A 25,461-nucleotide genomic window follows, 5' to 3' on the forward strand; every position below is an offset into this window, starting at 1 on the left:
AGTGAAGGAATGCCTGCTTTGAATCAGCCAGCCAAACGCCTGCACGTGCTGGTATTTGCCAACGAGAAGGGCGGAACCGGCAAATCCACCACCGCCGTCCATGCGGCGATCGCGCTGGCATCCAAGGGCGCGCGCGTCGCCTGTTTCGATTTGGATCATCGCCAGCGCACGATGGGTCGATATCTCGACAATCGGCGGACGACGATTCGCCGCACCGGTCGCGAACTGCCCATGCCGGTCTACGAAACCCATGACGGCGAGAGCATGGACTATTTCACCGAAACGCTCGATCGCCTGGGGGAGGGCGCCGACTTCCTGGTGATCGACACGCCGGGCCGCGACGACAAGTTCGCCCGCATCTCGGTCACCAATGCCGATACGCTCGTCACGCCGATGAACGACAGCTTCGTCGATTTCGACCTGATCGGCCAGGTCGATCCGGATACCTTCCGCGTCACCCGTCCCAGCTTCTATTCGGAAATGATCTGGGAATCGCGCAAGCGCCGCGCCAAGGCCGATGGCGAGACGATCGACTGGGTCGTCCTGCGCAACCGCATGCAGCACATCGAGGCGCGCAACATGCGGCGCGTGTCGGAGGCGATCGATCAGCTTTCCAAGCGCGTCGGCTTTCGCGTGATTTCAGGGCTCTCGGAGCGCGTGATCTATCGCGAGCTGTTTCCGCAGGGGCTCACGATGCTCGATTCGCGCGAATTCGGCGAAATGGGCCTCAGCCACGTCGCGGCGCGGCAGGAACTGCGCGAGATGATGGCGGGCCTCGCCCTGCCGGACGTCGCCGCGCCGCTGTTCGCCTGATGGTCAAGGTCGTCCTTGCCGCCTTGCTGCTCTACCTTGCGTGGCGCTGGCTGCAGCCCAAGAAAAAGACGCTGGCCGCGCCGATGCCGCGGCTGGGCGAGGGCGAGGCGCGGGCGATCCTCGGCATCGACGCGGCGGCCGGGCCGGACGAGATTCGCGCCGCGCACCGCCGGCTGGTTGCGGCAGTGCATCCGGATCGCGGCGGCTCGACCGAACTGACGCGCCGGATCAATCTTGCCCGCGATACGTTGCTGCGCAACTGATCTGCGTCCCGAAACCGTAACAGTTTGCTCGCAACGATGGTGCGGTGCAAAATAGGGACGATCCGGCACCTGTCGCGGCTTGCAACTTTCCTAGCAGTCGATGATTAGGCGCGCATCTTTTCTTTCGGGAGGGCATGAATGACGCATCGTTTCGACCCCACGTCGCTGCGTGAATATGATATCCGTGGCATTGTCGGAAAGACGCTGGGTCCGGACGACGCCCGCGCGATCGGCCGCGGCTTCGCCACGCTGCTGCGCCGCGCCGGCGGGCGCCGGGTGGCAGTGGGCCGTGATGGCCGCATCTCCTCGCCGATGCTGGAAGAAGCGCTGATCGAAGGCCTCACCAAGTCGGGCTGCGACGTGGTGCGCACCGGCATGGGCCCCACGCCGATGCTATATTATGCCGAGGCAACGCTGGAGGTGGATGGCGGCATCCAGATTACCGGCAGCCACAATCCCGGCAACTATAACGGCTTCAAGATGGTGTTCCAGCACCGCTCGTTCTTCGGCCAGGATATCCAGACGCTGGGCAAGATGGCGGCGGAGGGCGATTGGGACGAAGGCGACGGCACCGAAACCGTCACGGATGCCGACATCGAGGACCTGTATGTCGGCCGCCTGATCGCCGGCTATGCGGGTGGTTCGTTCAAGATCGGCTGGGACGCCGGCAACGGCGCCGCCGGCCCGGTGATCGAAAAGCTCGTCAAGCTGTTGCCGGGTGAGCACCACACGCTGTTCACCGATGTGGACGGTAACTTCCCCAATCATCATCCCGATCCTACCGAGGAAAAGAACCTCGCCGATCTGAAGAAGCTCGTCGCCGAGAAGAATCTCGATTTCGGACTTGCGTTCGACGGCGACGGCGATCGCCTGGGCGCGATCGACGGCCAGGGCCGGGTGGTCTGGGGCGACCAGCTCCTCTCCATCCTCGCCGAGCCGGTGCTGCGGGTCGATCCCGGCGCCACGATCATCGCCGACGTGAAGGCCAGCCAGGCGCTGTATGACCGGATTGCGGAACTGGGCGGCAAGCCGGTGATGTGGAAGACCGGTCACAGCCTGATCAAGACCAAGATGAAGGAAACCGGCGCCCCGCTCGCGGGCGAGATGAGCGGCCACATCTTCTTCGCGCAGGACTATTACGGCTTCGACGACGCGCAGTACGCCGCCGTTCGGCTGATCCAGGCCGTGCATGTGATCGGCAAGTCGCTCACCCAGCTGAAGAACGAGATGCCGGCGATGGTCAACACGCCGGAGATGCGCTTCCAGGTCGATGAGAGCCGCAAGTTCCCGGTGATCGACGAAGTGCTCGATCGGTTGGAAGCGGACGGCGCAGAGGTGGATCGCACCGATGGCGCGCGCGTCAACACCCCCGATGGCTGGTGGCTGCTCCGCGCGTCCAACACCCAGGACGTGCTGGTCGCCCGCGCCGAAGCGAAGAGCGAGGAAGGTCTGGAACGCCTGATGGCGCAGATCGACGACCAGCTCGGCAAGAGCGGCATCGTCCGCGGCGAACAGGCCGCCCACTGATCGCGCGGCCGCCCGCTTCCGTCGTTCGGGAGCGGGCGGCTGGCGCTTTCGGCTGGCATTTCGGGCCGAAACCCCCCACATCGCGGGCATGGCATCGCCACCCCCCTCGATCATTCGCGTCATCGATCTGGAAACGACCGGCGACAAGCCGCCCACCCATGCGGTGTGCGAAATCGGCTGGCAGGACGTCGCGCTCGGGCCCGATGGCCGGTGGGAGCTGCAGGGTGAAGGCGGCAGTCGCCTGGTCAATCCCGGGCGCGGCATTCCCCCGCTCACCATGGCGATCCATCACATCCGCGATGAGGATGTGGCGGAAGCGCCCTATTGGCACGACGTCGCCCGGCCGATCCTCGATCCCTGGCCGCGCCGCGTAGCACTTGCCGCGCATCGCGCCACCTTCGAGGAACAGTTCTGCACGCCCGCGCTCACCCGCGGCGCCGACTGGATCTGCACCTGGAAATGCGCGCTGCGGCTCTGGCCGGATTGTCCCGGCTTCTCCAACCAGATGCTGCGTTACTGGCGCCGGCCTGAGGGGCTGGAGCATGAACGCGGCCTGCCCGCGCACCGCGCCTTTCCCGACGCCTATGTCACCGCATTCCACCTGCGCGACATGCTCAACGAAGCGAGCGTGGCGCAGCTGATCGAATGGTCCAGTCAGCCGGGGCTGCTGCCGCGCGTCCGCTACGGCCCCGATCGCGGCAAGGAATGGAACGAGATCTCGGAGGATTCGCTGGAAGGCTTCCTCACCGATCGCGACGAGGATGTACGCTTCACCGCCGAGACCGAGCTGGCCCGCCGCCGCGGCGGTGCCCCGGTGGGGCGCGGGAGCTCGACCCAGCGGCTGCTGTTTTAAGCCATCCAGATCCTCTCCGGAACGGGGGGGGCCATGCGCAGGCGGGGGTGGAGGGGGATCTCCGCGGGTCAGTCCGATGTCGAGGCACTCACCACCGCCTTCGGCGACGGTCCCCGTCCGAGTGCCGGGAGGATCGGGAACGCGTTTTCACCTACCAAAGGTTAACCCCTTTGGGGTTCCGCTACGACACCGCCTCCGCTAGGAGGCCAATCCATGACCAGCAGCGTCCAAGCCCCTGTCGGCCGCCTCGACGGCTGCGAGCATCGCTTTGCGCTACAGGTCTATTTCGAAGACACCGATCTTACCGGCGTGGTCTATCACGCCAATTATCTGCGCTATATGGAGCGCGCGCGATCGGACATGCTGGAATGCGCTGGCATCGATCAGCGTGCGGTGTTCGAAGCGGGCGGGGGCGCCTATGCCGTCGCCGGTCTCGATATCCGCTATCGTGCGCCCGCGAAACTCGGCGATCGGCTGGTCGTTGTCAGCCGGGTAACCCGCCTGCGCGCCGCCGCCGTCGATATTCAGCAACGAGTCATGCGGAACGAAACTATACTCGCGGAAGCGTCCGTGGCGGTGGCATTCGTCGCCCCCGGCGGTCGTCCGCGGCGGCAGCCCGCCGAATGGCTGGCTGCGTTCGAACCGCTCGTGTGGAAGGAGAAGTAAGCGTCCATGCCGCCTGTCACAACCGGTGCCGTCCTGTCGCCGATCCACCTGTTTCTGGAAGCCGATATCGTCGTCAAGCTGGTGATGGTCGGCCTGCTGCTGGCCAGCCTGTGGACCTGGGCGATCATCATCGGCTTCGCGCTCAAGGCCGGCGGCGTTCGCAAGGAAATGCAGCGCTTCGAGACCGAGTATCGCGAGGCGGATGATTTCGACGAGTTCCATCGCCGTGCCGCCGGCCGCGATCAGCCGATCGCGCGCGTGTTCGCCGCCGGCGTCAGCGAATGGCGCCGCTCGACCGCGGGCAAGACGATCGACCGCGAAGGCACGCGCGAGCGCCTCGCCACTGCGATGGGTGCCACGGTCGCGATGGAGATCGATCGGCTGGCGGATCGGCTGAACTTCCTCGCCACGGTCGGTTCGGTCGCTCCCTTTGTCGGCCTGTTCGGCACCGTCTGGGGTATCATGCGCGCCTTTACAGGCATCGCCGCGGCGCAGAGCTCGTCGCTCGCCGTCGTCGCGCCCGGCATCGCGGAAGCGCTGTTCGCCACGGCGATCGGCCTGTTCGCTGCCATTCCGGCGGTGATCGCATACAATCGCTACAGCCATGTGGTGAACCGCATCGAGGCGCGGCTCAACCGCTTTGCCGACGGCTTCCACGCGACGCTCAGCCGCCGCCTGGAGATGGAGGGCTGAGCCTATGGGCATGCACCTTCCCTCCAATAAGGGCCGCGGGCGCCGCGCGCCGATGGCGGACATCAACGTAACGCCGCTCGTCGACGTGATGCTGGTGCTGCTGATCATCTTCATGGTCACCGCGCCGCTGCTCACCGCCGGCGTCCAGGTGAACCTCCCGGAAAGCCGCGCCAAGGCGCTCGACCAGGAACAGAAGCCGGTCCAGATCTCGATCGACGACAAGGGCCAGGTATTTCTCGATACCGATGCGGTGAGCGATGCCGAACTCCCCGCCAGGCTCGCGGCGATCGCGGCGAAGAAGGGGCCGGACGGCAAGCCGGCGGCCATCTATCTGCGCGGCGACACCGCGCTCGGCTATGGCAAGGTGATGCGGGTGATGGGCGAGCTCAACCAGGCCGGCCTCAACCGCGTGTCGCTGCTCACCGATCCGAGCGATCCGCGCTGACGTGAGCGAGGCCATGGACCGTAGCGAGCGGACCGGGCTCGGCCTTTCCATCGTGGCCCATGCCGCGGTGTTCGCCGCCTTGACGCTCAGCTTTCTGAAGCCGCCGCCGCAGGAACCGCCCAAGACGATTCCGATCGAGATTTCGCTGGCCGATACGGTGGGGCTGGAAAGCACCGCGCCAGTGGTGAGTCAGGAGGAATTGGCGGCAAAGAAGTCGCCCGTGGAAGCGCCGGTCGAGCCGGAAAGCGCGCCCGCGCCGGCGCCTGATCCGCAGCCCTTGCCCAAGCCGCAGCCGGCGCCGCCCAAGCCTGCGCCCGAACCCCAGCCGCAGCCCAAGCCTGCCCCCGCCAAGCCGCAGCCCAAGCCGGCGGAAAAGCCGCAGCCGCAAAAGCCGAGCAAGCCCTCGCCGGCCGCCAAGCCGCAGCCGCAAAAGCCCAGCACCGCGCCCGCGCAGAGCGCTGCGACCGGCAACGCGCGTCGTCCGGTCAAGCCGACCGGCAATCTCGACGGGCTCGATTTCGGCCGATCGAACAACAAGACCAACAGCAAGGCGACGAACAATCCGGCCAGCAAGGCCTCGGCCCAGGATGTGGCGAGCTTTCGCGGCGTGATCGCCCGGCAGATCCAGCCCTGCGCCAACCGTCAGGTCACGCCCGGGCCGGGTGCCGAGCGCATTCGCGTGCTGCTGCGCGTGAACTTCAATCCCGATGGCTCGCTGGCCGGCGATCCGGACATTACCGGCGTGCAGGGGAACGATGCGACCAATGGTCGGTATGTGGAGCGGGTGAAGGATCTGGCGATCGCCACCTTCAAGGGCTGCACGCCGATTCGTGGGCTGCCCGCCAATCTCTATGCCGTGCCGAGCGGCTGGAAGACCCTGGCGTTCAGCTACAAGCTGCCTGGATGAGGATGAACCGATGAAATTCCCGACACTGGCCCTCGCGACGCTGTGCCTGGCGGGCACGGCCCATGCGCAGACCGATCCCGCGCCGCCGATCGCCAACAGCCCGCAGGCGGCCGCTCAGGATGCCGCTGCCCAGGCGCAGCAGGCCCAGCCGGTGATTGATATCGTCGGCGGCATTTCCGCGCCGATGCCGATCGCCATTCCGGCGATGCCCACCTCCGCCGTAGTCGATACGCCGGCCGGCTCCACCGACGTGCTCGGGCAGAAGCTGGCAGAGGTCATCACCAACGATCTGCGCGGATCGGGCCTGTTCACGCCGGTTCCGCCGGCGCAGCTGCGTACGGTGAGCTTCCCGGAAGTCACCGCCCCCGCCTATGATTACTGGGGCGGAACCGGTGCCCAGTCGCTGGTGCAGGGCTATGTCCGCGCCAATTCGAACGGCACGCTGACGGTCGGCTGCTATCTCTACGACGTGCTCGCCAAGGTGGAGCTGGTGCGTCAGGGCTTCGTTGTATCGCCGGCCGATTGGCGCCGCGCCGGCCACAAATGCGCCGATTCGATCTACTCGCGCCTTACCGGCGAGGGTCCCTATTTCGACACCCAGGTCGTCTATATCGCCGAATCCGGCCCCAAGAATCGCCGCCGCAAGCAGCTGGCAATCATGGACCAGGATGGCGCCAATCACCGCTTCCTCACCAACGGCCAGTCGATCACGCTCACGCCTCGCCTGTCGCCCAAGCTCAATGCGATCCTGTACATGAGCTTCGAGCGCGATCGGCCCTCGATCCATGTCTATGATCTCAATTCGCGCCAGGATCGTACGCTCGTCTCCAATGTCGCGCTCAACTTCGCGCCGCACTGGTCGCCGGACGCGCGCTGGGTGCTTTTCTCGATGGCGATCGGCGGCAATACCGACATCTATCGCGTTCCGGCCAGCGGCGGCACGCCGGAGCGGCTGACCACCTCGCCGGGCATCGATACCGGCGGCAGCTACTCGCCCGACGGCTCGAAGATAGTGTTCGAAAGCGATCGCGGTGGCACCCAGCAGCTCTATGTGATGAACGCAAACGGCTCCAACCAGCACCGCATCAGCTTCGGCGGCGGCCGCTATGCGGCACCGGCATGGAGCCCGCGCGGCGATCAGATCGCCTTCACGCGCATGGGCGGCGGCGCGTTCCGCATCGGCGTGATGACCCCCTCGGGCGGGGGCGAGCAGTTGCTCACCAACAGCTGGGGCGATGAAGGTCCGAGCTGGGCCCCCAACGGCCGCGTCATCATCTTCTTCCGGTCCGCCCAGGGATCGGGTCGTCCAGACTTGTGGACGGTGGACCTTACCGGCCGCGCGACACGAAAAGTGCCGACTCCGCTCGACGGCTCGGATCCGAACTGGGGTGCCGTGCGTCCGTGACATTCAGTAGAAACTTTTGCGTAACGAAAGCGCGTCATGCGCGAACACCAGTGACAAGGAGGATATTATGACCAAGCTCGTCCCCAGCCTGATGCTCGGCGTGGCGCTCGTCGCCACCGCAGCCTGCTCGAAGAAGCCGCCGAAGGAACTCCCGCCCGCGCCGACCGAGACGCCGGTCGCCAGCCAGCCCTATGGCAACGGCGAAACCACGCAGACCTCCTCGATGTCGGAGCAGTTCCGCCGCGAAGTCACCAGCGACACGATCCACTTCGGTCTCGATCAGTCGGATATCGATCAGGAATCGCGCGCGGTGCTGGACAGCCAGGCCAAGTGGCTGGTGGCGCACCCGAACGTGCGCATCACGCTGGAAGGCCATTGCGACGAGCGCGGCACGCGCGAATATAACCTCGCACTGGGCGATCGCCGGGCCAATGCGGCGAAGAACTATCTCGCGGCGCAGGGCGTCTCGGCCGATCGCATCACCACGATCAGCTACGGCAAGGAACGCCCGGTCGCGATGGGCTCGGACGAAGCGAGCTGGGCGCAGAACCGCCGCGCGGTAACGCTCGTCCTCAACTAAGCGCAGTCGGCTCAACGCTGGAAATCAGGCCGCCGGGGCAGGGCTCCGGCGGCCTTTTTCGTGCCCGCCGATTCCGCTTGCCCGTCGCCTTACCTTGATATAAATATGATATCATAATTCAGGAGGGAAAAATGACGGACCTACGCAGTGCCGCACCTGCCTTGCAGCAGAGCCGGGAAACGGGGGCGCACACGGCCAGCGGCTATGGCATGCTGCTGGTCGAGGCGATTGTGCTGGCCGCGGGCGGGCTGGCCTTCACGCAGATCGATCGTGTGCCGAACTGGATGATCCTCGTGTGGCTCGCGCTCGCCGCGCTGGTGTTCCTGTTCGTGCTCTGCGGCTTCTACCTGCTCCAGCCCAACCAGGCGGCGGCGATCCTGCTGTTCGGCGATTATCGCGGCACCGATCGCACCACCGGCCTGCGCTGGTCCTGGCCGTGGCTGATCAAGAAGACGGTGTCGGTGCGCGCGAACAACATCATCTCGGACAAGATCAAGGTGAACGATCTGCGCGGTAACCCGATCGAGATGGCGGCGCAGGTGGTGTGGCGCGTCACCGATACGGCGCAGGCGCTGTTCGACGTCGATGACTACAAGGCCTTTGTGAACGTCCAGATCGAAGCGGCGGTGCGCACCATCGGCTCGCGCTATCCCTATGACGATTTCGAGCATCAGGAAGTCACGCTGCGCGGCAATCACGATCAAGTCGGCGGCGAATTGCGCACCGAACTGATCGCGCGGCTGGCGGTGGCGGGCATCACCGTCGACGAATGCGGCTTCACCCATCTGGCCTATGCGCAGGAAATCGCCGGCGCGATGCTGCGGCGTCAGCAGGCACAGGCGGTGGTCGCCGCCCGCAAGGCGCTGGTCGAAGGCGCGGTCGGCATGGTCGAAATGGCGCTGGAGCAGCTTTCCGCCAAGAACGTGGTCGACCTCGACGACGAACGCCGCGCCGCCATGGTGTCGAACCTGATGGTCGTGCTGTGCGGCGAGCGGGATACCCAGCCCGTAGTCAATGCAGGTTCCCTCTATCAGTAAGGCGTCGTCGTGAGCGGACCCCCGCAGAAAAAGGCCTTTCCCCTCCGCCTCGATCCCGCACTATACGCGGCGATCGAGCGGAGTGCGGCGAGCGACCTGCGCAGCGTGAACGCGCAGGTCGAATGCCTGCTGCGCGAGGCGCTGGCACGGCGCGGGGTGAAGCTTGCCGATCCGGTGCGGCCCAAGCGCGGCCGCCCGGCAAAGGCGCAAGGAGATGGGGAATGACCGAAGATCAGCTGCGTACCAACTACTGGTTCCGGCCCAGGCTGTTGGGAATCGTCTCCGTGCCGGTGACGTGGCAGGGATGGACGGCGGTGCTGGTCTATCTCGTGCTCGCCGCCTGGATTGTGCTGCGCGCGGTGCAGGGCAGCGCGGCGCAGGTTTGGCTGCTGGCACCACTCACCATCTTCGCCTGGCTGTTCTGCTTCTGGCACACCGATGGCGGGTGGCGCTGCCGCGAATGAGTGTCGCGTTCAGCCGAGCGCTTCGTCCAGCAGCCGGGCCAGGCGCAGGCCGCCACGCACCACCTGCTGGCGCGCCACCGGCACCAGCTTCTCGATCGCTGCCTCGCTGAGCTGCGCCGGCCGCGCCGCGGCGGTGCACATGTCGGCACCGGCGGCGGCGGGATAGGCGTAGTCGCGCGCGACTTCCCAATTCTCGCGGCTCCAGTCTTCCACATTGCCGGTCCACAGCGCAGCGCGCTCGGCGGCGCTGTACTGCCGCACCGGCGAAGGCGGGGTGGAGATCGCCCGCTCGGCCAGATAGCCATCCCACACTGCGTGCAGGTTCAGCCGCTTGCTGGTGAACAGGCCATAATTGGTCTTCACCTGGTTGCCGCCCAGATCGTGATGGTCGCCCGCGTGCAGCGGCTGGTGGAGATCGCCGACGAAGTGGACCAGGAAGGCCAGCGCCTGCACCCGCTCGCGCAGCGGCACGCTGCGATCCTTCAGCAGCTTCACGTCGCGCTCGATCTGCGCCGACACGCAATTGCCGTCGCGGCACGGCGGCTTCAGGTCGAACGGCGCGCACACGTCGATATTCTGGTAGTGCCAGGAATAGGCATAGCTGAAGCGCGGCCCCAGCGTCTTGATGCAATCCGCCCACACGCTCGCTTCTTCGATCGTCCGTGCCGGGCAGGTCGGCGTCTCGAGCAGCCCTTGCCGTGCAAGCAGCGCATCGATCCGCGCGCGCACCTGTGGCGTCACGTTGCGATAGGCGATCGCCGCCACCGTCTGGTGGCCATATTCCCAATAGGCGGCGGCGGGGGTGGCGGCGCCCAGGCCGATCAGCGTGGCGAGCAGAAGCAGGATGCGACTCATGCCGCCCGCCCTAGGCGCGCGGCGCGCCGGCATCAATCGGTCAGCGGTACGTCAGCGGTCCGTATCGCCGAAGATCGCGACCAGTTTCTCGCCGCCGTCCGCGACGCGGCCGCGGTACATGCCCGGCGTGGTGAAGCACCAGTCCAGCTCGCCGCCGGGGGCAGCCAGGATCACGCCGCCCACGCCGCCCATCGCCTTCACATCGGCCATCACCACCTCGGCGGCCTGCCGCGCGGTTTCGCCGCGAAAGCGCATCCGTGCGCAAATCTCGTGCCCCACGCCTTCGCGGATGAAGAACTCGCCCGATCCTGTCGCCGAAACCGCGCAGGCGCGATCATCGGCATAGGTGCCCGCGCCGATCAGCGGCGAATCGCCCACCCGGCCCCAGCGCTTGCCGGTTAGGCCGCCGGTGGAGGTCGCCGCAGCGACATGGCCGTGCATGTCCATCGCCACCGCGCCTACCGTGCCGTACTTCATGTCGACGTCGAAGCCGCCGCGCGCCGTGTCGGCCTTCATCCAATCGAGCTGCTGCCGCCGCTCGGCCGTACCGAACCAGCTATTGTCGACCTGTTCCAGCGCCTGTTCGCGGGCGAACTGGTCGGCGCCGGCGCCGGCCAGCAGTACGTGCGGGCTGCCTTCCATCACCGCGCGGGCCAGCGCCACCGGGTGGCGGGTGGTCGTCGATCCGGCGACCGCCCCCGCCGCACGATCGAAACCGTCCATGATCGCCGCATCCAGCGTATGGCCGCCTTCCCAGGTGAACACCGATCCGTGCCCGGCGTTGAAGTGCGGATCGTCTTCCAGCACCTGCACCGCCGCCTGCACCGCATCGACCGCGGATCCGCCGGCTGCCAGCACGGCGGCACCTGCATCCAGCGCGGCATGCAGCCCGGCCTCGGCGCCGGTCACCTGCTCCGGGGGCAGCGTGTCGCGCATCATGCTGCCCGCGCCGCCGTGAATGGCAAGAGTCCATCGGGGGGTGGCGGGGGTCGACATGGAAAGGCTCCGGCTAGGGTGGTGCCGCTCCCCCTAGCAGATCGCGGCGGCCCTGCCAGTGTCGCGCCGGGTCCGCAGCCGCAGTGCGGCGCCGGCCAGCCCCATGCCCCCGATCAGCAGCGCCCATTGGCCCGGCTCCGGGGCCGCTGAAAGCGTGCCGCTGGTGAAGGCGAAGTTGATCGTGCCGCTCAGGTCGCCGCCGTTGGTGCCGCCGTAATTGGTGAAGAAGTCATAGCGCCCGGTGCCGATGAGCGGCGTCAGCGAGTCGTTGAGCGCCGCCATGTTGAACACCAGCCGGAACGAAGCGGTGCTGTTGATGCCGTACAGATTCGGGCTGGCGTATAGCGAGCCCTGGCCGGCGGTCACGCCGAAGCTGGCGGTATCGAAAAAGTCGAGGTCGGAGTCGCTCGCCTGTCCGGAAAAGGCGAAGCTGGGCAGCGTCGCGCTGTACATCACATCGGTAAAGCCGTTGCTCAGATCGATGCGGAACGTGCCCGAGATGTCTTGTCCGTTGAAATCATAGATAATGTAGGGGTCGCTGACCGGCATGTCGAAGATCTCGGAAGTCGTCACCGTGCCGCTGAACGTGCCGGTATAGACTTGTGCCTGGGCAACGGTCGCCCCGGCCAGGCAAGCTGCTAGCGCAACGCTGCGTATCGCGAACCCAATCGTCATCGGTCATCCCCTCTTTGTTATGACCGATAGTTAACAGAATTTAACCATCGCCGGAACGGTGGAATCCCGGATAGCGACGTCCCGCGCGCGTCTGCCCTAGGCGGCGGGGGACTCACGGGCTATATGGCGGGCCATGTCCGTACGACCCTGGCGCGATATCGTCCGGCGGCCCAGCCGTCAGATCATGGTGGGCAACGTGCCCGTTGGCGGCGATGCGCCGGTGACGGTGCAGACGATGACCAACACCGCGACGTCCGACGTGAAGGCGACGATCGACCAGATCCGCCGCTGCGAGGAAGCCGGCGCGGACATCATCCGCGTTTCCTGCCCCGACGTCGAGAGCACAGCCGCGCTCAAGCAGATTGTCCGCGCCGCGCGCGTGCCGATCGTCGCCGACATCCATTTCCATTATAAGCGTGCGCTCGAGGCCGCCGATGCCGGCGCTGCCTGCCTCCGCATCAACCCCGGCAATATCGGCTCTGCCGACCGCGTGAACGAAGTCGTCAACGCCGCCAAGGCCAACGGTGCCGCGATCCGCATCGGCGTCAACGCCGGCAGCCTCGAGAAGGACCTGCTCGAGAAATATGGCGAGCCCTGCCCCGAAGCGCTGGTCGAATCCGCGCTCGACCATATCAAGCTGCTCCAGGATCGCGACTTTCACGAATTCAAGGTGGCGGTGAAGGCGAGCGACGTGTTCCTCGCCGTCGCCGCCTATCAGCAGCTGGCCGATGCGGTCGATTGCCCGCTGCACCTCGGCATCACCGAGGCGGGCGGCTTTGTCGGCGGTACGGTCAAGTCGGCGATCGGCATCGGCTCGCTGCTCTGGTTCGGCATCGGCGACACGATCCGCGTCAGCCTCTCGGCCGAGCCCGAGGAGGAAATCCGCGTCGGGTTCGAGATCCTAAAGTCGCTGGGCATCCGCAACCGGGGCGTCCGCGTCGTCTCCTGCCCCAGCTGCGCGCGCCAGGGCTTCGACGTGATCCGCACCGTCCAGGCGCTGGAGGAACGGCTCCAGCACATCCGAACGCCGCTGTCGCTCTCGGTGCTCGGCTGCGTCGTCAACGGCCCCGGCGAGGCGCGCGAGACCGATATCGGCCTCACTGGCGGCGGCAATGGCAAGCACATGGTCTATCTGTCGGGCCTGACCGATCACACGGTCGAGGATGCCGACATGCTCGATCACATCGTCAAGCTGGTCGAAGCCAAGGCCGCCGAAATCGAAGCCGCGAGCGCAGCCCCGGCGGAAGCGGCGGAATAGCCTCCACCCAGGCGGGGGCGTTCGCCAACATCGAACGCCCCCCGCCTCGCCGGCGGCATGTTCGGCTTTCCTACAGCCTGTAGTTCTTGCTATGTTCTCTCCTTCCCGGATATGCCGTGCGGAGGGACGAACGAAGGTGGCACGCCTAAACTTCCTGAACGTAAGCCACCGCGATCACCGCGCGGATGCCTGCCCGCCCGCGCTCGGCGCGCTGCCGGCGAAACATGCCGGGAGCCTAAACTTCCTAAACTTAAGCCACCGCGATCACCGCGCGGATGCCTGCCCGCCCGCGCTCGGCACGCGGCCGGCGAAACATGCCGGGAGCCTAAACTTCCTAAACTTAAGCCACCGCCATCACCGCGCGGATGCCCACCGGCCCGCGCTCGGCGCGCTGCCGGCGAAACATGCCGCAAGCCTAAACTTCCTAAACTTTGTGCGCCTCTCGCCAACCGTCGCGGCGGTCGCTAACCGGCAGCCAATGTCCCGTTCTCCCGCTCTTGCCTTTGTCGTCGCCGCGATCGGCATCGCCAATTATTCGCTGATGGATGCCGTGATGAAGAGCATGTCGATCGCGTATGGCGCCTATAGCGCGGTGCTGTGGCGGTCGCTTGGTGCCATCGTGCTGCTCGGGCCGATCTTCCTCGTACGGCGGACACCCTGGCCGGGGCGCCAGGCGCTCAAGCTGCACGTCGCCCGTGGTGCCTTGGCGGGCACGTCGGTGCTGCTGTTCTTCTGGGGGCTTGCCCGCGTCACCATGGCACAAGGGATTGCGCTTACCTTTCTCGCGCCGCTGATTGCGCTGTTTCTTGCCGCCGCTTTTCTCGGCGAGCGCATCCGGCGCGCGGCGATCGGCGGGTCGATCGTCGCCAGCCTGGGCGTGCTGCTCATTGCCGGCGGGCAGGTACAGGCCGATGCGTCGACAGACGTGGTATTGGGCTCGATCGCGGTTTTCCTCGCCTCGATCCTCTATGCCGGCAGCCTCATTCTGTTGCGGCGCCAGGCCCAGATCGCCGATCCCATCGAAGTCGCGCTGTTCACCAGCATCGTGCTGGCGCTGCTCCTGCTCCCCGGCGCGCCCTGGTTCTCGGCGGTGCCGCAGGTGGCGATCTGGCCCTGGATCCTGGGCGCGGCGTTCGTCGGATCGATCTCGGCGGTGCTGCTCGCCTGGGCCTATGCCCATGCCGAGGCGCAGGTGCTCGCGCCGGTCGAATATACCGCCTTCGTCTGGGCGGCGCTGCTCGGCTATGTCGTGTTCGACGAACGCGTCTCGCCCTGGACGGTGGGCGGGGCGATGCTGATCATCCTGGGGTGTCTGGTCGCGATCCGCGGCCGCGTGGCGCCCGCTCCCCAAACCGAGGCCGGTGCATGACCCAGATCCGTTTCGCGCAGCCGGGCGATGTGCCCCAGATCCTGGCCTTTGTCCGCGAACTGGCGGCATTCGAGCGCGAACCCGATGCGGTGCTGGCGACCGAAGACATGCTGCAGGCTGCCCTGTTCGGATCCCGTCCGGCCGCGGAGGCAGTGATCGCCGAGCGGCCGGACGGAACGCCGCTCGGCTTCGCCCTTTTCTTCCAGAACTTCTCCACCTGGACCGGGTTGCCCGGCATGTACCTGGAAGACCTGTACGTCACGCCGGCCGCGCGTGGCGCCGGCGTCGGTAAGGCCCTTCTGCGGCATTTGGCCGATATCGCCGTAGAGCGCGGTTATGGCAGGTTCGAATGGTCGGTGCTCGATTGGAACCAGCCGGCGATCGACTTCTACCGGGCGATGGGGGCGAAGGGGATGGACGAATGGACGGTGCAGCGCGTCACCGGCGATGCGCTTCTGGCGCTGGCAGGCCGCTGATGGGCTGGCTCTTCCTGTTGCTCGGCGGCCTGTGCGAAGTGGGGTTCACCACCTCCATGCGGTTCACCGACGGGTTTCGCAACGTGCCATGGACGCTCGTCTTCCTCGGGTTCATCGCCGTGTCGATGGCGTTGCTCGATCTCGCCTCGCGCACCATCCCGCTCGGCACTGCCTATGCCGTGTGGGGCGGGATCGGCGCGCTCGGCACGGTGATCGTCGGCATGCTGTGGTTTGGTGAGCCGGTCAGCATGGTGCGGTTGCTGCTGATCCTCGGGCTGGTCGGCTGCATCGCCGGATTGCGGCTCGCCGGCGGCGGGCACTGATGGCCTTCGACACCGGACTGGTCGAATGGGTGCGCGAAGCACTCGCGCCGATCGGCACGGTGACGATGCGGCCGATGATGGGCGGGGCGACCGCTCTACTGCGACGGCACGGTCTTCGCGATCCTCGCCTTCGACGAACTCTGGTTCAAGGCCGACAGCGAAAGCGATGCCGCCTGGGATGCGGCAGGGGCCGATCGCTTCACCTATGCCGCCAAGGATCGCACGATGGTGATGAACTACCGCCGCGCGCCCGCCGATGTGTACGACGATGCGGAAGCCTTGCGCGAATGGGCCGGTATGGCGGTCGCGGCAGGGCTGCGGGCGCCGCGCCGAAGGCGGAGAAAAGCTGAAAAAGGGGACTAGGCGGCATCTATATAGTCTGACAAAATATCCGAAAGAAACTATCGTCGGAGGAGAGGATGTTCGTGCCAGCCAAGTGGCTCTTGCTAGTGGGTGCTGCATTCGCCACGACGATTGCGCCGAGTTTTGCGACCGAGTCCGCCGCCGCGCAGGTCGCTGCTGACCAGGGCACGACGCTGCTTGCCAAGACGCCGACCGGCGCGACTTTCCGCACCGCCCAAGGCGTGCTGGCGCTCACCGTCTGGGGCGATCGCATCCTCCGCGTGACGATGCTGCGCGAGGGCGCCGAGCGCATGCCGGATCTGGCGCTGGTCGGCGCGCCTGGCAAGGTGGCTTGGACGCTGGATCAGCAGGCGGAGCGCTATCTGCTCGCCACCCCGGCGATGCGGGTGAGCGTCGACCGGAGGAGCGGCGCGGTGGCGCTGCTCGGCGCGGATGGCAAGCCATTGGTCGCCGAAGCCAATCTAGAACGCCGCAAGCTCGGCGGCACGCCCGATGCGGAGGGCGCCGTCCGGATGCTGTTCACGCTGCCGGAGGGGCGGGCGGTTTATGGGCTTGGCCAGCATCAGGCGGGACTGCTGGACTATCGCGGATCGATCGTGCGGCTCCAGCAGGCGAACACCGATGTCGGCGTGCCGGTGCTGGTCTCGCCTGCGGGCTTCGGGTTGTTCTGGAACAATGCCTCGGTGACCGACGTGGCCGTGGATACGCCGCAAGCAGGCGGCCGAGTCCTGTTCCGGTCGCAGGCGGGCGAGGGCACCGACTATTTCCTTTTCGCCGGGCCGGACGTCGACCAGGTGATCGGTGCCTATCGCCAGCTGACCGGCGCGGCCTCGCTGCTGCCGCGCTGGGCCTGGGGGCTATGGCAGTCGAAGGAACGCTATGCCTCGCAGGCGGAACTGCTGGGGGTGGCGGCCGAATATCGCCGGCTGGGCATTCCGCTCGACGCGGTCGTGCAGGATTGGCAATATTGGCCGGCCGGTCGCTGGGGTAGCCACGAAATGGATGCCGCCCGCTTTCCCGATCCCAAGGGGATGCTCGATACGCTGCATCGGCAGAACCTTCACAGCATCGTCTCGGTCTGGCCGCGCTTCGACGTGAAGCTGGAGAATACGCAGGCGCTCGACTCGGTCGGCGGGCTGTATCCGAAGATCTATCCCAATGTGTATCCCGCCGGTGAAGGCCGCTGGTACGATGCCTTCTCCTCCAGGGCGCGGGCATTGTATTGGCGGCAGATTTCGGACCGGCTGGGGAAGGCCGGGTTCGACGGCTATTGGCTCGACGGCAGCGAAGCCGAACTGGGCGGGCAATGGGGCGAGATGGCGGAGGTTGCGACCGCCGCCGGCCCGGGAGCACTGCTCTTCAACGCCTATCCGCTGATGCACACCACCGCTGTGCACGACGGCATGGCCGCCGACTATCCCGCCAAGCGTCCGCTGCTGCTCACCCGCTCGGCCTGGGCCGGGCAACAGCGCAACGGTGCCTTCACCTGGTCCGGCGACGTGGCGGGGCGATGGGATGTGTTTGCCCGGCAGATCCCGGCGGGCGTGAATTTCTCGATGACGGGCAATCCCTTCTGGTCGGCCGATATCGGCGGCTTCTTCGGCGGCAGCCCCGAGGATCCGGCCTATCAGGAGCTGTTCACGCGCTGGCTGCAGTTCGCGGTGTTCAACCCGATGTTCCGCATTCACGGCACCGGCGAGGGCAAGGAAGTCTACAGATTCCCGGCAAGCGTCCGCCAGCCGCTGCTCGATGCGGTGGCGCTACGCTATCGGCTGCTGCCGTTCCTGTATGCGCAGAGCTGGCAGGTGGCGGCGCACGGCGGCTCCTTCCTCTATCCGGCGGGCATGGTGTTCCCCGAGGATCGTACGGCGCAGGATCTGCGCGACCAATATCTGTTCGGCCGCACGCTATTGGTAAGCCCCGTGATCGAGCCGGGCGCGACTGCGCGCAGCGTCTACTTGCCGGCGGGTACCGAATGGATCGATTTCTGGACCGGTGCGCGCCACGCGGGCGGGGCGAAGCTCCAGGTCGCCGCGCCGATCGGCCAGATTCCGGTGGCGGTGGCGGCGGGCACGATCCTGCCGCTCGGATCGCCGGTGCAACATGCCGATCAGTCGCCCGATCGGCCGATCGAGCTGCGCGTCTATCGCGGCGCCGACGGGCGCTTTACCTTGTACGACGATGCGGGGGACGGCCAGGGCTGGCGGCGCGGCGAGCGCGCGACGATCGAACTGGTACTCGACGACAAGGCCGGATCGCTGGTGATCGGCGCCCGGCAGGGCAGCTATCCCGGCATGGCCAGGACGCGCCGCTTCCGGGTGGTAACCGTCGCGCCCGGCACGGGGACCGGCCTCGCCGAGGCGGCGGGGCGCGAGGTAGTCTATAGCGGCAAGCAGGTGGTGGTGGCGCTGTAGCGCCCGACACCAGCTGCGGTCAGAAATTTGGATCGAAGTTGAAGAAGATCGGGTTGGACAGCGCGACCGTTGGGCCCGCCACCTTCAGGTGGTTGTCCACGCCGGGATAGGGGGTCTGGGGGCCGTCCACCTCGACGCGATAATAGCTGCGGGCGGTTGCCGCGGGCGTGTCGGTAAAGCGCGCGGTGCCGTCGGCGCCGATGTCGAGCGTGGCGAAGCTCTCGCCGTCCTTGACGACGCGAACATGGTAGGGGCCGGCCTCGCGCTTGCCGGCCAGGCGGACGGTGAAGCGCACCGGGTTGGAGGGTGCCGGGGCGTTGTCGCCCATCATCAGGTCCGCCCGGTCGTCGCCGTCCATGTCGGCGGTCAGCTCGACACGGGGAGCGAAGGGATTGGCGCTGATCGACACCCGCCCGCGGCCGATCGCGGCAATCACCGCCTCGCGGCTTCGAGCCGGCGCGAACACCCAGGTGCTGGGCGTGCCGATGTTTTTTTCGGTGGCCTCCACCGCCTGGCGGGCGGTGCTGCCGGGCACGGTGCCGTGGTGCGAATCGCTGCCGCCGCGCGCTGCGATCTTTCGCCCGGATCGCAGCATGTCGTCCCAGATCATCACATTCGCCCGATTGTTCGACCAGATGCCGTTCCAGACCTCCATCGAATCGACCATGTCGTAGGAATAGCCGAAATGATCCTTGTTCGAAGGATGGTTGGCCGACAGGTGGACGCCAAGGCCGTCCTTGACTTTCTGCACTTGCACGTCGCGGGCATCGCGGATGTCGTACAGCGTCTTGTGGTCATAGGGTGTGGCTGACAGGATCGCCGCATGGCCGCGGTTGGTGGTCCACTCGGCACCGTAGAGCAGCAGCAGCTTGTCAGAACGGAAGTCGGGGTCGCTCCAGGTATGGTGCGCCGTGTCGCCGTCTACATGATTGTCGTGATCGCTGATCAGCAGGAAGTCGAAGCCGATCCGCTCGGCATCCTCGATGATCCGGCGTTCGCTGTGGTTGGTCGAATCCAGGCTGTGGCGCGAGTGCACGTGCAGGTCGCCCTTCATCCAAACGCCGTCGGTAAGGCTGGCAACGACGAACTTGTCGTTGATCTGGGCATGCCCGGCGACAGGGACGAGCAGCGCGGCGAGCACGAGGGGGGCAAGGCGGTACATCGATTCTCCGGCAAGCTGATGTCGGGCGGACGCCCGCGCTGCTCAACTACCGCCGAGAACGTTGATCGTGAAGGCCAGCACGCCCAGGTTGAACACAAAGGCGGCGAGACAATGTAGCGTTACCACCCGTCGCATCTGCCTTGAGGTGACGGTGACGTCGCTGGTCTGAAAGGTCATGCCGAGGCAGAAAGCGAAATAGAGGAAGTCCCAGTAATTCGGCTCAGGCGTCTTTGGGAATTCCAGCCCGCCGCTATCGCGCCCGCCGGGCGCCGCGGTGTAGAACAGGTGGGCATAGTGGAGCGCGTACACGCCGTTGCTGAACGTCCAGCTGAGAGCAAGCGTGCCCAGAATCAGCGCGAGCGTTGCCGGTTGCGGTGCATGGCGTTCCATCAACTCGCTGGCCACGGCAATGAGGATGATGATCGTGACCGCGCCGGTTATGCCGAGCAGCATCAGGCGGTTTGCATCGTTGTTGCAGGCGGAGCGCCGCATCGCATCAGATTGGTGGCGCAGCATCGGCGCGCACAGCGCTAAGAAGAGCAATGCGCCCAGATCGAAGGCGAGCATCGCCCCCGTCCGGATGCCAAGGTGAGGGATTAGCGCCAGCGCCGCGGCACCAGTTGCGAGCGCAAAGGCAAGGAATCGCGGCGGCGCGAGAACGTTGCCGATCCCTCGGGGATCAGCGCCGCGCCGCCGCGATTGCCGGTTCAGGCTGCCTTGGCCTTCTTGGCGGCTTCAATTGCGTCGAGCACGATCTGGCGCGCTTCGGCGGCATCTCCCCAATTGCCGATCCGCACCCACTTTTCGGACTCCAAGTCCTTATAGTGGGTGAAGAAATGCTCGATCTGCTGGAGCACGATCGACGGCAGATCCGAACGCTCGCCTACGTCCGAATAGTAAGGGAAGGTGCTGTCGACCGGCACGCAGACCAGCTTCTCGTCGCCGCCGGCTTCGTCTTCCAGCTTCAGCACCGCGATGGGGCGTGCGCGAACGACGCAGCCCGGCACAAACGGCGATCGTGCAATCACGAGCGCGTCGAGCGGATCTCCGTCCGGCGACAGCGTATGCGGCACGAAGCCGTAATTCGCCGGGTAGCGCATCGGCGTATGCAGGATGCGATCGACGAACAGTGCGCCGCTCGCCTTGTCGAACTCGTACTTTACCGGTTCGCCGCCGACCGGCACTTCGATGATGACGTTCAGATTGTTGGGCGGGTCATCCCCGACCGGGATCAAATCGATGCGCATGGTTTTCCTAAACCTATGGTTGGCTTTCCCCCCGTCTCAGCGGGGTTGGAGCAGCTTGTCGAGGCCAGCCTCTCCTTCGACCGTCTTGACCAGGTGCGGATAGCGCAGCCCGTCATGATAGTCGATGATAACCTCTCGGTAACGATCGTCCCGTTTCAGAGTTAATTGAATTGGTGTCTTGGTGCCCTTGGCCGCCTTGATCGCCTCGACCAATGCTTCGCTGGAATAGCTGCGGCCATTTACCGCAATGATCTCGTCGGCGACGGTGACGCCCGCTTTGAACGCCGGACTGTCCCAGGCGACGCCGGCGATCCCGCTCTTGCCCAGCGCCAGACCCAGCGAATAGCTGAGATCCGTGGTGCCGGAGCGCGTCATCTTGTTCGGCACATCGGTGTAGACGAGCTTGTAGCCATTGCGCTCGAAGCCCTTCAGCGGCGCGCGATCGGAAACGTCGTGCAAGCGCGCGGTGAGCAGCGTGCGCCAGTCATAACGCTGGATCCCCTCCAGCGTCTTCACCACATCGTCGAACGTGTAGGTGACCTCGCCGTAATCGCCGTCGCGGCCGCCGAAGAAGATGCGAGCGAAATCGTCGATCGACTTGGTACCACGGCTTTGCTCGCGCAGGATGGAGTCGACCTCCATCCACACCAGCAGACCTTCATTGTAATAATCTTCCGAACGCTGCCAGCTGGTCCATGCCTTGGGCGCGCGGGGGGTGAGGATCGGATCGTTGGTCGTATCGATCAGCGGGCGCCACTCGCGGCCGGCGCGCGTATCGAGCGCCGCCATGATGCCTGCATAGCCTTCCAGCGTCTCTTCCTTGGAGACCAAGCCCGACCGCGCTTGAAAGACATACCCCCAGAACTGTGTCTGACCTTCATAGACCCAAAGCGACTGATCGCGCATGGGCATCCGGAAGTCGGGAGTCCAGAGCTCCGCGCCGCGACGATATTTGCCGTCCCAGCTATGAGTGAATTCATGGGGCAGCAGATTGCGCGACCCCGCCTGCTCTGCCCATTTGGTGAAATAGCCCGGCCGCACGCCATTTTCCGAGCTGCGGTGGTGCTCCAGCCCGATGCCGCCGAGCTTGTCGCTGATCGACAGCAGGAAGTGATATTGATCGTAATGCTGGGCGCCGAACGTCTTCACCGCCTGTTCGACCAGCCGCTTATGCGCATCGATCTGCTCGGGCTTGGCCTCGAGCTCCTCGGCGCTGTCTGCCACGACGTCGAGCGTCACGCGATCGGTGAGCGGGAACTTGCGATAATGGCGGCCGGCGATCACCGGCGAATCCACCAGGATTTCGTAGCTGGTCGTTTCATAGGCATAAGTCGACCCCGTCGCCTTGGCTGGCACCGCGCCCGCCGCCGTCCAGCCTTCCGGATACTTCACCGTCGCCTGAATGGGGATGCGGCGCGTGAAATAGCCCGCCGGATAGAGGCTGAGCGAGTTGAACTGCAGACTCATCATCTCGGGCGTCATCACGATCCGGCCCTGATCGCCCTCAGTGGCCGACACGAACTGGAATTCGATATCTAGCTGCTTGGTACCGTTCGGTACATCAATATGGAAGGCGAACACGTCTACCGTGTCGCGCGTCCAGGGCAGGCGCTTGCCGCCGGCACGGATCTGCAGGCCGGCAAGCTTTTCAATCTCGCCGCGGGGGCCATGCTTGCCCGGCAGCCATTCGGGGAAAAGCAAGGTAACGCGTCCGGCCTTGGCGACCGGGATCGTTTCCCGCACGCGGAAGATGCCGCGCATCGTGTCCGTGGCGTCGACGGTGAGCTTGATCGTTCCCGGATAGGCAACGTCGCGCGCGGCCGGGATCGTGTCGACGAACGATGTCGGCTGCGGCGCTGAGTTCTGCGCCAGCGCGGGCGTGGTGGTGGCCAGCAGCAGGCTGGCAAGCGACATGGCGCGAAACATTCGGTGACGGCCCCTTATGACGAGTTTCCAAGCAAGAATGCGCCCGGATCGGGTAACATTGTTGCTCGGGAATGTCCCCGGGGCAAGGGGCTCAGCTCAGTTCGTCGTCCTTGTACTTGATCTGCAGAAAATGGCCGCGTGTGGCCAACGCGTCGAGGTCGCCCTGAGCCAGCTGTGCCGTCATCTCCGCGATTTCCTCGTCGATCACCTGCAGGCCTTGTGCCAGCTGCTGATCGGGCGTCAGGCCGTTACGAGCAACGGTGCGCAGTGGCTCGGGGACACGGCCATAGCCCTTGACCAGCTCGGGCAGTTGCTCGCCGATGAGCTTGCGAACTTCATTGGCCGCGGGGGAGGTTTCGTCGAGGCGGGCGAGCTGCGGCGCCAGCGTTTCCAGCTTCACGCCGATTGAATCCACCAGCGTGCGCGCCGGCGCCGGCAAGGCCAGCCGCTGCGTCTCCAGCCAGCGCTCGGTGGTGGCCGGCAATGCCTTGAGCGGCACCTGCACCAGTTGCTCGACCCGTGGTGCCGTCGTGACAGGCAGGGTGGCGAAAACAAACGTCGCCAGGATCAGCAGTGCCATCACTGCTAGCGCGCCGAACATGCCAATCCCGGTCGGCAGCAGCATGCCGACGGCGATTGCGGCAATGATGATCACTGCGTCCGCCGCAGCGATTCGGCCCAGTCGCGCAAGGATCTCCGCCTCGCGCCGCTTGCGGGTGCGGGTGGCGAGCGCGCCTTCGGTGCGGGCGCGCGAACGCTCGATCAGTTCCTCGCCGCGGGCGAGCAGGCGGTCCACGTCACTCGGCATCGCGGGTTACATCGCCTCCAGCTTGAAGCCGTCCGCCGTGCCGCTCAGGCGGTTCTGCTCGGCACCCTCGGCACGGGCGATATAGCCCTTCGACTTCTCGACCTCGTTCGACAGCGTGTTGACCGTCACCTTCATGCTGTCGAGCGCCTTGAGCTTGAAGGTGTCGATCGCGTCCATCGTGTCGTAGATGTTCTGGAAGGCCCGCTGCAGCGTCTCGACGGGAATGGTCGAGCTCGCCGCCTGTTCGTGAATCGCTGCCGTCTGGCTCTTGAGCAACTGCCCGGTGGAATCAATCAGGTTGGCGGTTGTGGTGTTGAGCGCGGTGATCTGGTCGAGCACCAGCTTCTGATTGTTGAGCGCCTGCGCCACGGTGACCGCGGTGCGCAGCGCCGAGACGGTGGTGGTCGACGCGCGATCAACACCCTTGATAAGCTCGACATTGTTCTTCTTGACCAGGTCGAGCGCGAGATAGCCCTGAACCGTCACCGCCATCTGAGTGAGCAGGTCCTGGGTGCGCTGACGGACATAGAAGAGCGCGGTCTCGCGGATCGCCTTGGCCTTCGCGGGATCGGTGTGATCCAGCTCGTTGGCCTTGTCCTCGAGCTTTTCGTCCATCGCCTTGGAAAGGTAGATCATCTGCTCGAGACGCCCCATCGCGTTCCACAGATTGGCGCGCTCGGTGGCGATCGCGGCATTGTCCTGCAGCAGCTCGTCCTTGCCGTTGGCCAGGTTCTTGAGGATGCCGTTGATGTGGCTCTGGGACGATTGGTACTTGCGGAAATAGTTGGTTAGCGCGCCGCCCCCGAAGAGCTTCGACAGGAAGCCGTCCTTGCCGCCGATAAGCTTGCCGTTGCGCGAGGGATCGAGGTCTTCCACCGTCTTGCGTAGCGCCAGCAGGTCGGCGCCGACCCCACTATCATTGCCCATGGCGCGCACCGGGCGATCAAGGAAGCGGTTCGACTGGCCGGCCGCGTCGCGGATTTCCTTCTGGCCCATCGCAGCGATCGCATCGACACGCTTGCCGAATTCGGGCGAGTTCACGTCCTGCGCAATCAGATCGTCGATGAAGCCGGTGACGCGCTTGTCCAACTCCGACTTCTTCGTGTCCTCCACCGGTACGAGGCCCGCCGCCTTTTCCGGAGCCACGGCAGGGACGGGATCGGGGGGCGTGAGCACCAGATTCTGATCGGCCGTCGCAGTTTCCGTCGCCATCGTCACTCTCTCTCCAACTCCGTGCGCGCAACCATGCAGGCGAAGCACATATCCCGCAAGTGTGCGATGTAGATAGCACAGTGGTGGATTCAACTTGATTCCGTTCCACCCGCCGAGGCTTATGAGGACAATTGTTATGGAGGGGAGCGTTATGGATGCGATCGGGCGACGCGAGCTTCTGGGTGCGATGGGCATGATCGGCGTTGCTGCCGCCAACGCCCGTGCGGCCGCTCCGCAGGCGAAGGCGTCGGAACGGCTGACCGAGCTGCCACTGGAATTCGCTTATGAGGCGATCGTCACGCTCGCAGCGGGGACGCCGGTGGGCAAGACGCCATATGGCACGCGCAATCGCATTCCGATCACTGGCGGCACGTTCGAGGGCCCGCGTATCCGCGGCAAGGTGCTGCCCGGCGGCATGGACTGGCAGCTGGCGCGGCCGGATCGCATGCTGGACGTATACGCCGACTACATGATGCAAGCCGATGACGGCACGCTGATCCACGTCATAAACAAGGGGCTGGTCAGCCTCGATCCTGCGCGGCCTTATGTCCGCACCATTCCATGGCTAGAGGTGTCGGAAGGGCCGCATGACTGGCTGAACCAGTCGCTGTTCACCGGCACGATCGGTGCGCCGCCTTCGGACCGGGGGTCGGCCGTGCGGATCACAGTCTATCGAATCCTGTAGCGGGAAAGCCCGGAGGAACCGCACCGCGCAGGGGCCTTC

The 25,461-nt window shown here is 65.8% G+C and carries 29 protein-coding genes; 20 read left to right on the forward strand and 9 right to left on the reverse strand.

Annotation, left to right across the window (positions count from 1 at the left end; translation table 11 throughout):
* The first annotated feature begins 9 nt into the window (after nt 1-9).
* From ACNFJ7_RS15135 to ACNFJ7_RS15195, 13 genes are all read left to right on the forward strand, one after another.
* On the forward strand, nt 10-813 hold the full coding sequence (locus ACNFJ7_RS15135; protein WP_019369894.1) for a division plane positioning ATPase MipZ: 804 nt from the start codon (nt 10-12) through the stop codon (nt 811-813).
* Nucleotides 813-1,076, forward strand: coding sequence for a J domain-containing protein (locus tag ACNFJ7_RS15140; protein ID WP_019369895.1), 264 nt, complete (start codon nt 813-815; stop codon nt 1,074-1,076). Before ACNFJ7_RS15135 ends, ACNFJ7_RS15140 begins: the two co-directional genes overlap by 1 nt.
* 138 nt (nt 1,077-1,214) lie before the next feature.
* Entirely contained in the window at nt 1,215-2,603 is a 1,389-nt protein-coding gene (pgmG, locus tag ACNFJ7_RS15145; RefSeq protein WP_019369896.1) for a phosphoglucomutase/phosphomannomutase PgmG, read from the forward strand.
* A gap of 88 nt (nt 2,604-2,691) precedes the next feature.
* Nucleotides 2,692-3,456 (forward strand): exonuclease domain-containing protein, encoded by a 765-nt coding sequence (locus tag ACNFJ7_RS15150; RefSeq protein ID WP_019369897.1) that lies wholly within the window; start codon nt 2,692-2,694, stop codon nt 3,454-3,456.
* Nucleotides 3,457-3,669: 213 nt separating this feature from the next.
* Nucleotides 3,670-4,122: a YbgC/FadM family acyl-CoA thioesterase gene (locus ACNFJ7_RS15155; protein WP_019369898.1), complete on the forward strand. Its 453-nt coding sequence runs from the start codon at nt 3,670-3,672 to the stop codon at nt 4,120-4,122.
* 6 nt (nt 4,123-4,128) lie between these two features.
* Nucleotides 4,129-4,815, forward strand: coding sequence for a protein TolQ (tolQ, locus tag ACNFJ7_RS15160; RefSeq protein WP_019369899.1), 687 nt, complete (start codon nt 4,129-4,131; stop codon nt 4,813-4,815).
* A gap of 4 nt (nt 4,816-4,819) precedes the next feature.
* Nucleotides 4,820-5,260, forward strand: coding sequence for a protein TolR (gene tolR, locus ACNFJ7_RS15165; protein ID WP_019369900.1), 441 nt, complete (start codon nt 4,820-4,822; stop codon nt 5,258-5,260).
* Nucleotide 5,261: 1 nt separating this feature from the next.
* The gene (locus ACNFJ7_RS15170; RefSeq protein WP_236704413.1) at nt 5,262-6,167 is read left to right on the forward strand and encodes a cell envelope biogenesis protein TolA; all 906 of its coding nucleotides are present in this window, start codon (nt 5,262-5,264) and stop codon (nt 6,165-6,167) included.
* 10 nt (nt 6,168-6,177) lie between these two features.
* Nucleotides 6,178-7,572 (forward strand): Tol-Pal system beta propeller repeat protein TolB, encoded by a 1,395-nt coding sequence (gene tolB, locus ACNFJ7_RS15175; protein ID WP_019369902.1) that lies wholly within the window; start codon nt 6,178-6,180, stop codon nt 7,570-7,572.
* 67 nt (nt 7,573-7,639) lie between these two features.
* A complete protein-coding gene (gene pal, locus ACNFJ7_RS15180; RefSeq protein ID WP_019369903.1) occupies nt 7,640-8,152 on the forward strand; it encodes a peptidoglycan-associated lipoprotein Pal in 513 nt (170 codons plus the stop codon).
* Nucleotides 8,153-8,283: 131 nt separating this feature from the next.
* On the forward strand, nt 8,284-9,189 hold the full coding sequence (locus ACNFJ7_RS15185) for an SPFH domain-containing protein (protein WP_019369904.1): 906 nt from the start codon (nt 8,284-8,286) through the stop codon (nt 9,187-9,189).
* A 9-nt stretch (nt 9,190-9,198) separates the two neighbouring features.
* Complete coding sequence (locus tag ACNFJ7_RS15190) at nt 9,199-9,414, forward strand: hypothetical protein (RefSeq protein WP_019369905.1); 216 nt, start codon at nt 9,199-9,201, stop codon at nt 9,412-9,414.
* The gene (locus ACNFJ7_RS15195) at nt 9,411-9,653 is read left to right on the forward strand and encodes a hypothetical protein (RefSeq protein ID WP_019369906.1); all 243 of its coding nucleotides are present in this window, start codon (nt 9,411-9,413) and stop codon (nt 9,651-9,653) included. Before ACNFJ7_RS15190 ends, ACNFJ7_RS15195 begins: the two co-directional genes overlap by 4 nt.
* Nucleotides 9,654-9,662: 9 nt before the next feature.
* Here the strand turns inward: ACNFJ7_RS15195 and ACNFJ7_RS15200 are convergent, their stop codons facing one another.
* Genes ACNFJ7_RS15200 through ACNFJ7_RS15210 form a run of 3 tightly spaced genes read right to left on the reverse strand, consistent with a single transcriptional unit; the run spans nt 9,663 to nt 12,179 of the window.
* Complete coding sequence (locus tag ACNFJ7_RS15200; RefSeq protein ID WP_019369907.1) at nt 9,663-10,508, reverse strand: S1/P1 nuclease; 846 nt, start codon at nt 10,506-10,508, stop codon at nt 9,663-9,665.
* A 51-nt stretch (nt 10,509-10,559) separates the two neighbouring features.
* A complete protein-coding gene (locus tag ACNFJ7_RS15205; protein WP_026009197.1) occupies nt 10,560-11,504 on the reverse strand; it encodes an isoaspartyl peptidase/L-asparaginase family protein in 945 nt (314 codons plus the stop codon).
* Nucleotides 11,505-11,537: 33 nt separating this feature from the next.
* Nucleotides 11,538-12,179, reverse strand: coding sequence for a PEP-CTERM sorting domain-containing protein (locus ACNFJ7_RS15210; RefSeq protein ID WP_019369909.1), 642 nt, complete (start codon nt 12,177-12,179; stop codon nt 11,538-11,540).
* A gap of 133 nt (nt 12,180-12,312) precedes the next feature.
* Here ACNFJ7_RS15210 and ispG point away from each other — a divergent pair, with 133 nt between their 5' ends.
* The 6 genes from ispG to ACNFJ7_RS15240 all read left to right on the forward strand — a co-directional run bounded on the left by ispG (nt 12,313) and on the right by ACNFJ7_RS15240 (nt 18,382).
* Nucleotides 12,313-13,437, forward strand: a complete 1,125-nt coding sequence (ispG, locus tag ACNFJ7_RS15215; protein ID WP_019369910.1) for a flavodoxin-dependent (E)-4-hydroxy-3-methylbut-2-enyl-diphosphate synthase — start codon at nt 12,313-12,315, stop codon at nt 13,435-13,437.
* A gap of 478 nt (nt 13,438-13,915) precedes the next feature.
* Nucleotides 13,916-14,806 carry a DMT family transporter gene (locus tag ACNFJ7_RS15220; protein ID WP_019370680.1) on the forward strand — a complete coding sequence of 297 codons (891 nt, stop codon included), beginning with the start codon at nt 13,916-13,918 and terminating at the stop codon, nt 14,804-14,806.
* Nucleotides 14,803-15,282: a GNAT family N-acetyltransferase gene (locus ACNFJ7_RS15225; RefSeq protein WP_019370681.1), complete on the forward strand. Its 480-nt coding sequence runs from the start codon at nt 14,803-14,805 to the stop codon at nt 15,280-15,282. The genes ACNFJ7_RS15220 and ACNFJ7_RS15225 overlap by 4 nt, the downstream gene beginning before the upstream one ends.
* A complete protein-coding gene (locus ACNFJ7_RS15230) occupies nt 15,282-15,605 on the forward strand; it encodes a DMT family transporter (RefSeq protein ID WP_019370682.1) in 324 nt (107 codons plus the stop codon). Before ACNFJ7_RS15225 ends, ACNFJ7_RS15230 begins: the two co-directional genes overlap by 1 nt.
* A gap of 120 nt (nt 15,606-15,725) precedes the next feature.
* A complete protein-coding gene (locus ACNFJ7_RS15235) occupies nt 15,726-15,968 on the forward strand; it encodes a TfoX/Sxy family protein (RefSeq protein ID WP_236704373.1) in 243 nt (80 codons plus the stop codon).
* 56 nt (nt 15,969-16,024) lie between these two features.
* Nucleotides 16,025-18,382 carry a TIM-barrel domain-containing protein gene (locus ACNFJ7_RS15240; RefSeq protein WP_019370683.1) on the forward strand — a complete coding sequence of 786 codons (2,358 nt, stop codon included), beginning with the start codon at nt 16,025-16,027 and terminating at the stop codon, nt 18,380-18,382.
* Between the two features lie 19 nt (nt 18,383-18,401).
* Here the strand turns inward: ACNFJ7_RS15240 and ACNFJ7_RS15245 are convergent, their stop codons facing one another.
* The 6 genes from ACNFJ7_RS15245 to ACNFJ7_RS15270 form a co-directional block, all read right to left on the reverse strand.
* The gene (locus ACNFJ7_RS15245) at nt 18,402-19,544 is read right to left on the reverse strand and encodes a CehA/McbA family metallohydrolase (protein WP_019370684.1); all 1,143 of its coding nucleotides are present in this window, start codon (nt 19,542-19,544) and stop codon (nt 18,402-18,404) included.
* A 42-nt stretch (nt 19,545-19,586) separates the two neighbouring features.
* Entirely contained in the window at nt 19,587-20,111 is a 525-nt protein-coding gene (locus ACNFJ7_RS15250; protein ID WP_019370685.1) for a DUF1345 domain-containing protein, read from the reverse strand.
* 140 nt (nt 20,112-20,251) lie between these two features.
* Nucleotides 20,252-20,791 carry an inorganic diphosphatase gene (gene ppa / locus ACNFJ7_RS15255; protein WP_010543473.1) on the reverse strand — a complete coding sequence of 180 codons (540 nt, stop codon included), beginning with the start codon at nt 20,789-20,791 and terminating at the stop codon, nt 20,252-20,254.
* A 36-nt stretch (nt 20,792-20,827) separates the two neighbouring features.
* Nucleotides 20,828-22,717, reverse strand: a complete 1,890-nt coding sequence (locus tag ACNFJ7_RS15260; protein ID WP_019370686.1) for a M61 family metallopeptidase — start codon at nt 22,715-22,717, stop codon at nt 20,828-20,830.
* 91 nt (nt 22,718-22,808) lie between these two features.
* The gene (locus tag ACNFJ7_RS15265; RefSeq protein ID WP_019370687.1) at nt 22,809-23,525 is read right to left on the reverse strand and encodes a hypothetical protein; all 717 of its coding nucleotides are present in this window, start codon (nt 23,523-23,525) and stop codon (nt 22,809-22,811) included.
* Between the two features lie 6 nt (nt 23,526-23,531).
* A complete protein-coding gene (locus ACNFJ7_RS15270; protein ID WP_019370688.1) occupies nt 23,532-24,737 on the reverse strand; it encodes a toxic anion resistance protein in 1,206 nt (401 codons plus the stop codon).
* Nucleotides 24,738-24,873: 136 nt separating this feature from the next.
* On the opposite strand from ACNFJ7_RS15270, the gene ACNFJ7_RS15275 reads away from it, so the two are divergent.
* Complete coding sequence (locus tag ACNFJ7_RS15275) at nt 24,874-25,422, forward strand: DUF3237 domain-containing protein (RefSeq protein ID WP_160327941.1); 549 nt, start codon at nt 24,874-24,876, stop codon at nt 25,420-25,422.
* The last annotated feature ends 39 nt before the right edge of the window (nt 25,423-25,461 follow it).

Origin of the sequence: Sphingomonas sp. HT-1, assembly GCF_048568905.1 — a bacterium.
Lineage (GTDB): Bacteria > Pseudomonadota > Alphaproteobacteria > Sphingomonadales > Sphingomonadaceae > Sphingomonas.

Bases quoted from the DNA above. Each gene is read 5' to 3' on its own strand.
- ACNFJ7_RS15220 (WP_019370680.1), top strand. From the start codon at position 13,916: ATGTCCCGTTCTCCCGCTCTTGCCTTTGTCGTCGCCGCGATCGGCATC.
- ACNFJ7_RS15275 (WP_160327941.1), top strand. From the start codon at position 24,874: ATGGAGGGGAGCGTTATGGATGCGATCGGGCGACGCGAGCTTCTGGGT.
- ACNFJ7_RS15270 (WP_019370688.1), bottom strand. From the start codon at position 24,737: ATGGCGACGGAAACTGCGACGGCCGATCAGAATCTGGTGCTCACGCCC.
- ppa (WP_010543473.1), bottom strand. From the start codon at position 20,791: ATGCGCATCGATTTGATCCCGGTCGGGGATGACCCGCCCAACAATCTG.
- ACNFJ7_RS15210 (WP_019369909.1), bottom strand. From the start codon at position 12,179: ATGACGATTGGGTTCGCGATACGCAGCGTTGCGCTAGCAGCTTGCCTG.
- tolQ (WP_019369899.1), top strand. From the start codon at position 4,129: ATGCCGCCTGTCACAACCGGTGCCGTCCTGTCGCCGATCCACCTGTTT.
- ACNFJ7_RS15140 (WP_019369895.1), top strand. From the start codon at position 813: ATGGTCAAGGTCGTCCTTGCCGCCTTGCTGCTCTACCTTGCGTGGCGC.
- pgmG (WP_019369896.1), top strand. From the start codon at position 1,215: ATGACGCATCGTTTCGACCCCACGTCGCTGCGTGAATATGATATCCGT.
- ACNFJ7_RS15250 (WP_019370685.1), bottom strand. From the start codon at position 20,111: ATGCTCGCCTTCGATCTGGGCGCATTGCTCTTCTTAGCGCTGTGCGCG.
- tolB (WP_019369902.1), top strand. From the start codon at position 6,178: ATGAAATTCCCGACACTGGCCCTCGCGACGCTGTGCCTGGCGGGCACG.
- ACNFJ7_RS15245 (WP_019370684.1), bottom strand. From the start codon at position 19,544: ATGTACCGCCTTGCCCCCCTCGTGCTCGCCGCGCTGCTCGTCCCTGTC.
- pal (WP_019369903.1), top strand. From the start codon at position 7,640: ATGACCAAGCTCGTCCCCAGCCTGATGCTCGGCGTGGCGCTCGTCGCC.
- ACNFJ7_RS15195 (WP_019369906.1), top strand. From the start codon at position 9,411: ATGACCGAAGATCAGCTGCGTACCAACTACTGGTTCCGGCCCAGGCTG.
- ACNFJ7_RS15150 (WP_019369897.1), top strand. From the start codon at position 2,692: ATGGCATCGCCACCCCCCTCGATCATTCGCGTCATCGATCTGGAAACG.
- ACNFJ7_RS15240 (WP_019370683.1), top strand. From the start codon at position 16,025: ATGTTCGTGCCAGCCAAGTGGCTCTTGCTAGTGGGTGCTGCATTCGCC.
- ACNFJ7_RS15155 (WP_019369898.1), top strand. From the start codon at position 3,670: ATGACCAGCAGCGTCCAAGCCCCTGTCGGCCGCCTCGACGGCTGCGAG.
- ACNFJ7_RS15265 (WP_019370687.1), bottom strand. From the start codon at position 23,525: ATGCCGAGTGACGTGGACCGCCTGCTCGCCCGCGGCGAGGAACTGATC.
- ACNFJ7_RS15185 (WP_019369904.1), top strand. From the start codon at position 8,284: ATGACGGACCTACGCAGTGCCGCACCTGCCTTGCAGCAGAGCCGGGAA.
- ACNFJ7_RS15135 (WP_019369894.1), top strand. From the start codon at position 10: ATGCCTGCTTTGAATCAGCCAGCCAAACGCCTGCACGTGCTGGTATTT.
- ACNFJ7_RS15230 (WP_019370682.1), top strand. From the start codon at position 15,282: ATGGGCTGGCTCTTCCTGTTGCTCGGCGGCCTGTGCGAAGTGGGGTTC.
- ispG (WP_019369910.1), top strand. From the start codon at position 12,313: ATGTCCGTACGACCCTGGCGCGATATCGTCCGGCGGCCCAGCCGTCAG.
- ACNFJ7_RS15200 (WP_019369907.1), bottom strand. From the start codon at position 10,508: ATGAGTCGCATCCTGCTTCTGCTCGCCACGCTGATCGGCCTGGGCGCC.
- ACNFJ7_RS15225 (WP_019370681.1), top strand. From the start codon at position 14,803: ATGACCCAGATCCGTTTCGCGCAGCCGGGCGATGTGCCCCAGATCCTG.
- ACNFJ7_RS15205 (WP_026009197.1), bottom strand. From the start codon at position 11,504: ATGTCGACCCCCGCCACCCCCCGATGGACTCTTGCCATTCACGGCGGC.
- tolR (WP_019369900.1), top strand. From the start codon at position 4,820: ATGGGCATGCACCTTCCCTCCAATAAGGGCCGCGGGCGCCGCGCGCCG.
- ACNFJ7_RS15260 (WP_019370686.1), bottom strand. From the start codon at position 22,717: ATGTTTCGCGCCATGTCGCTTGCCAGCCTGCTGCTGGCCACCACCACG.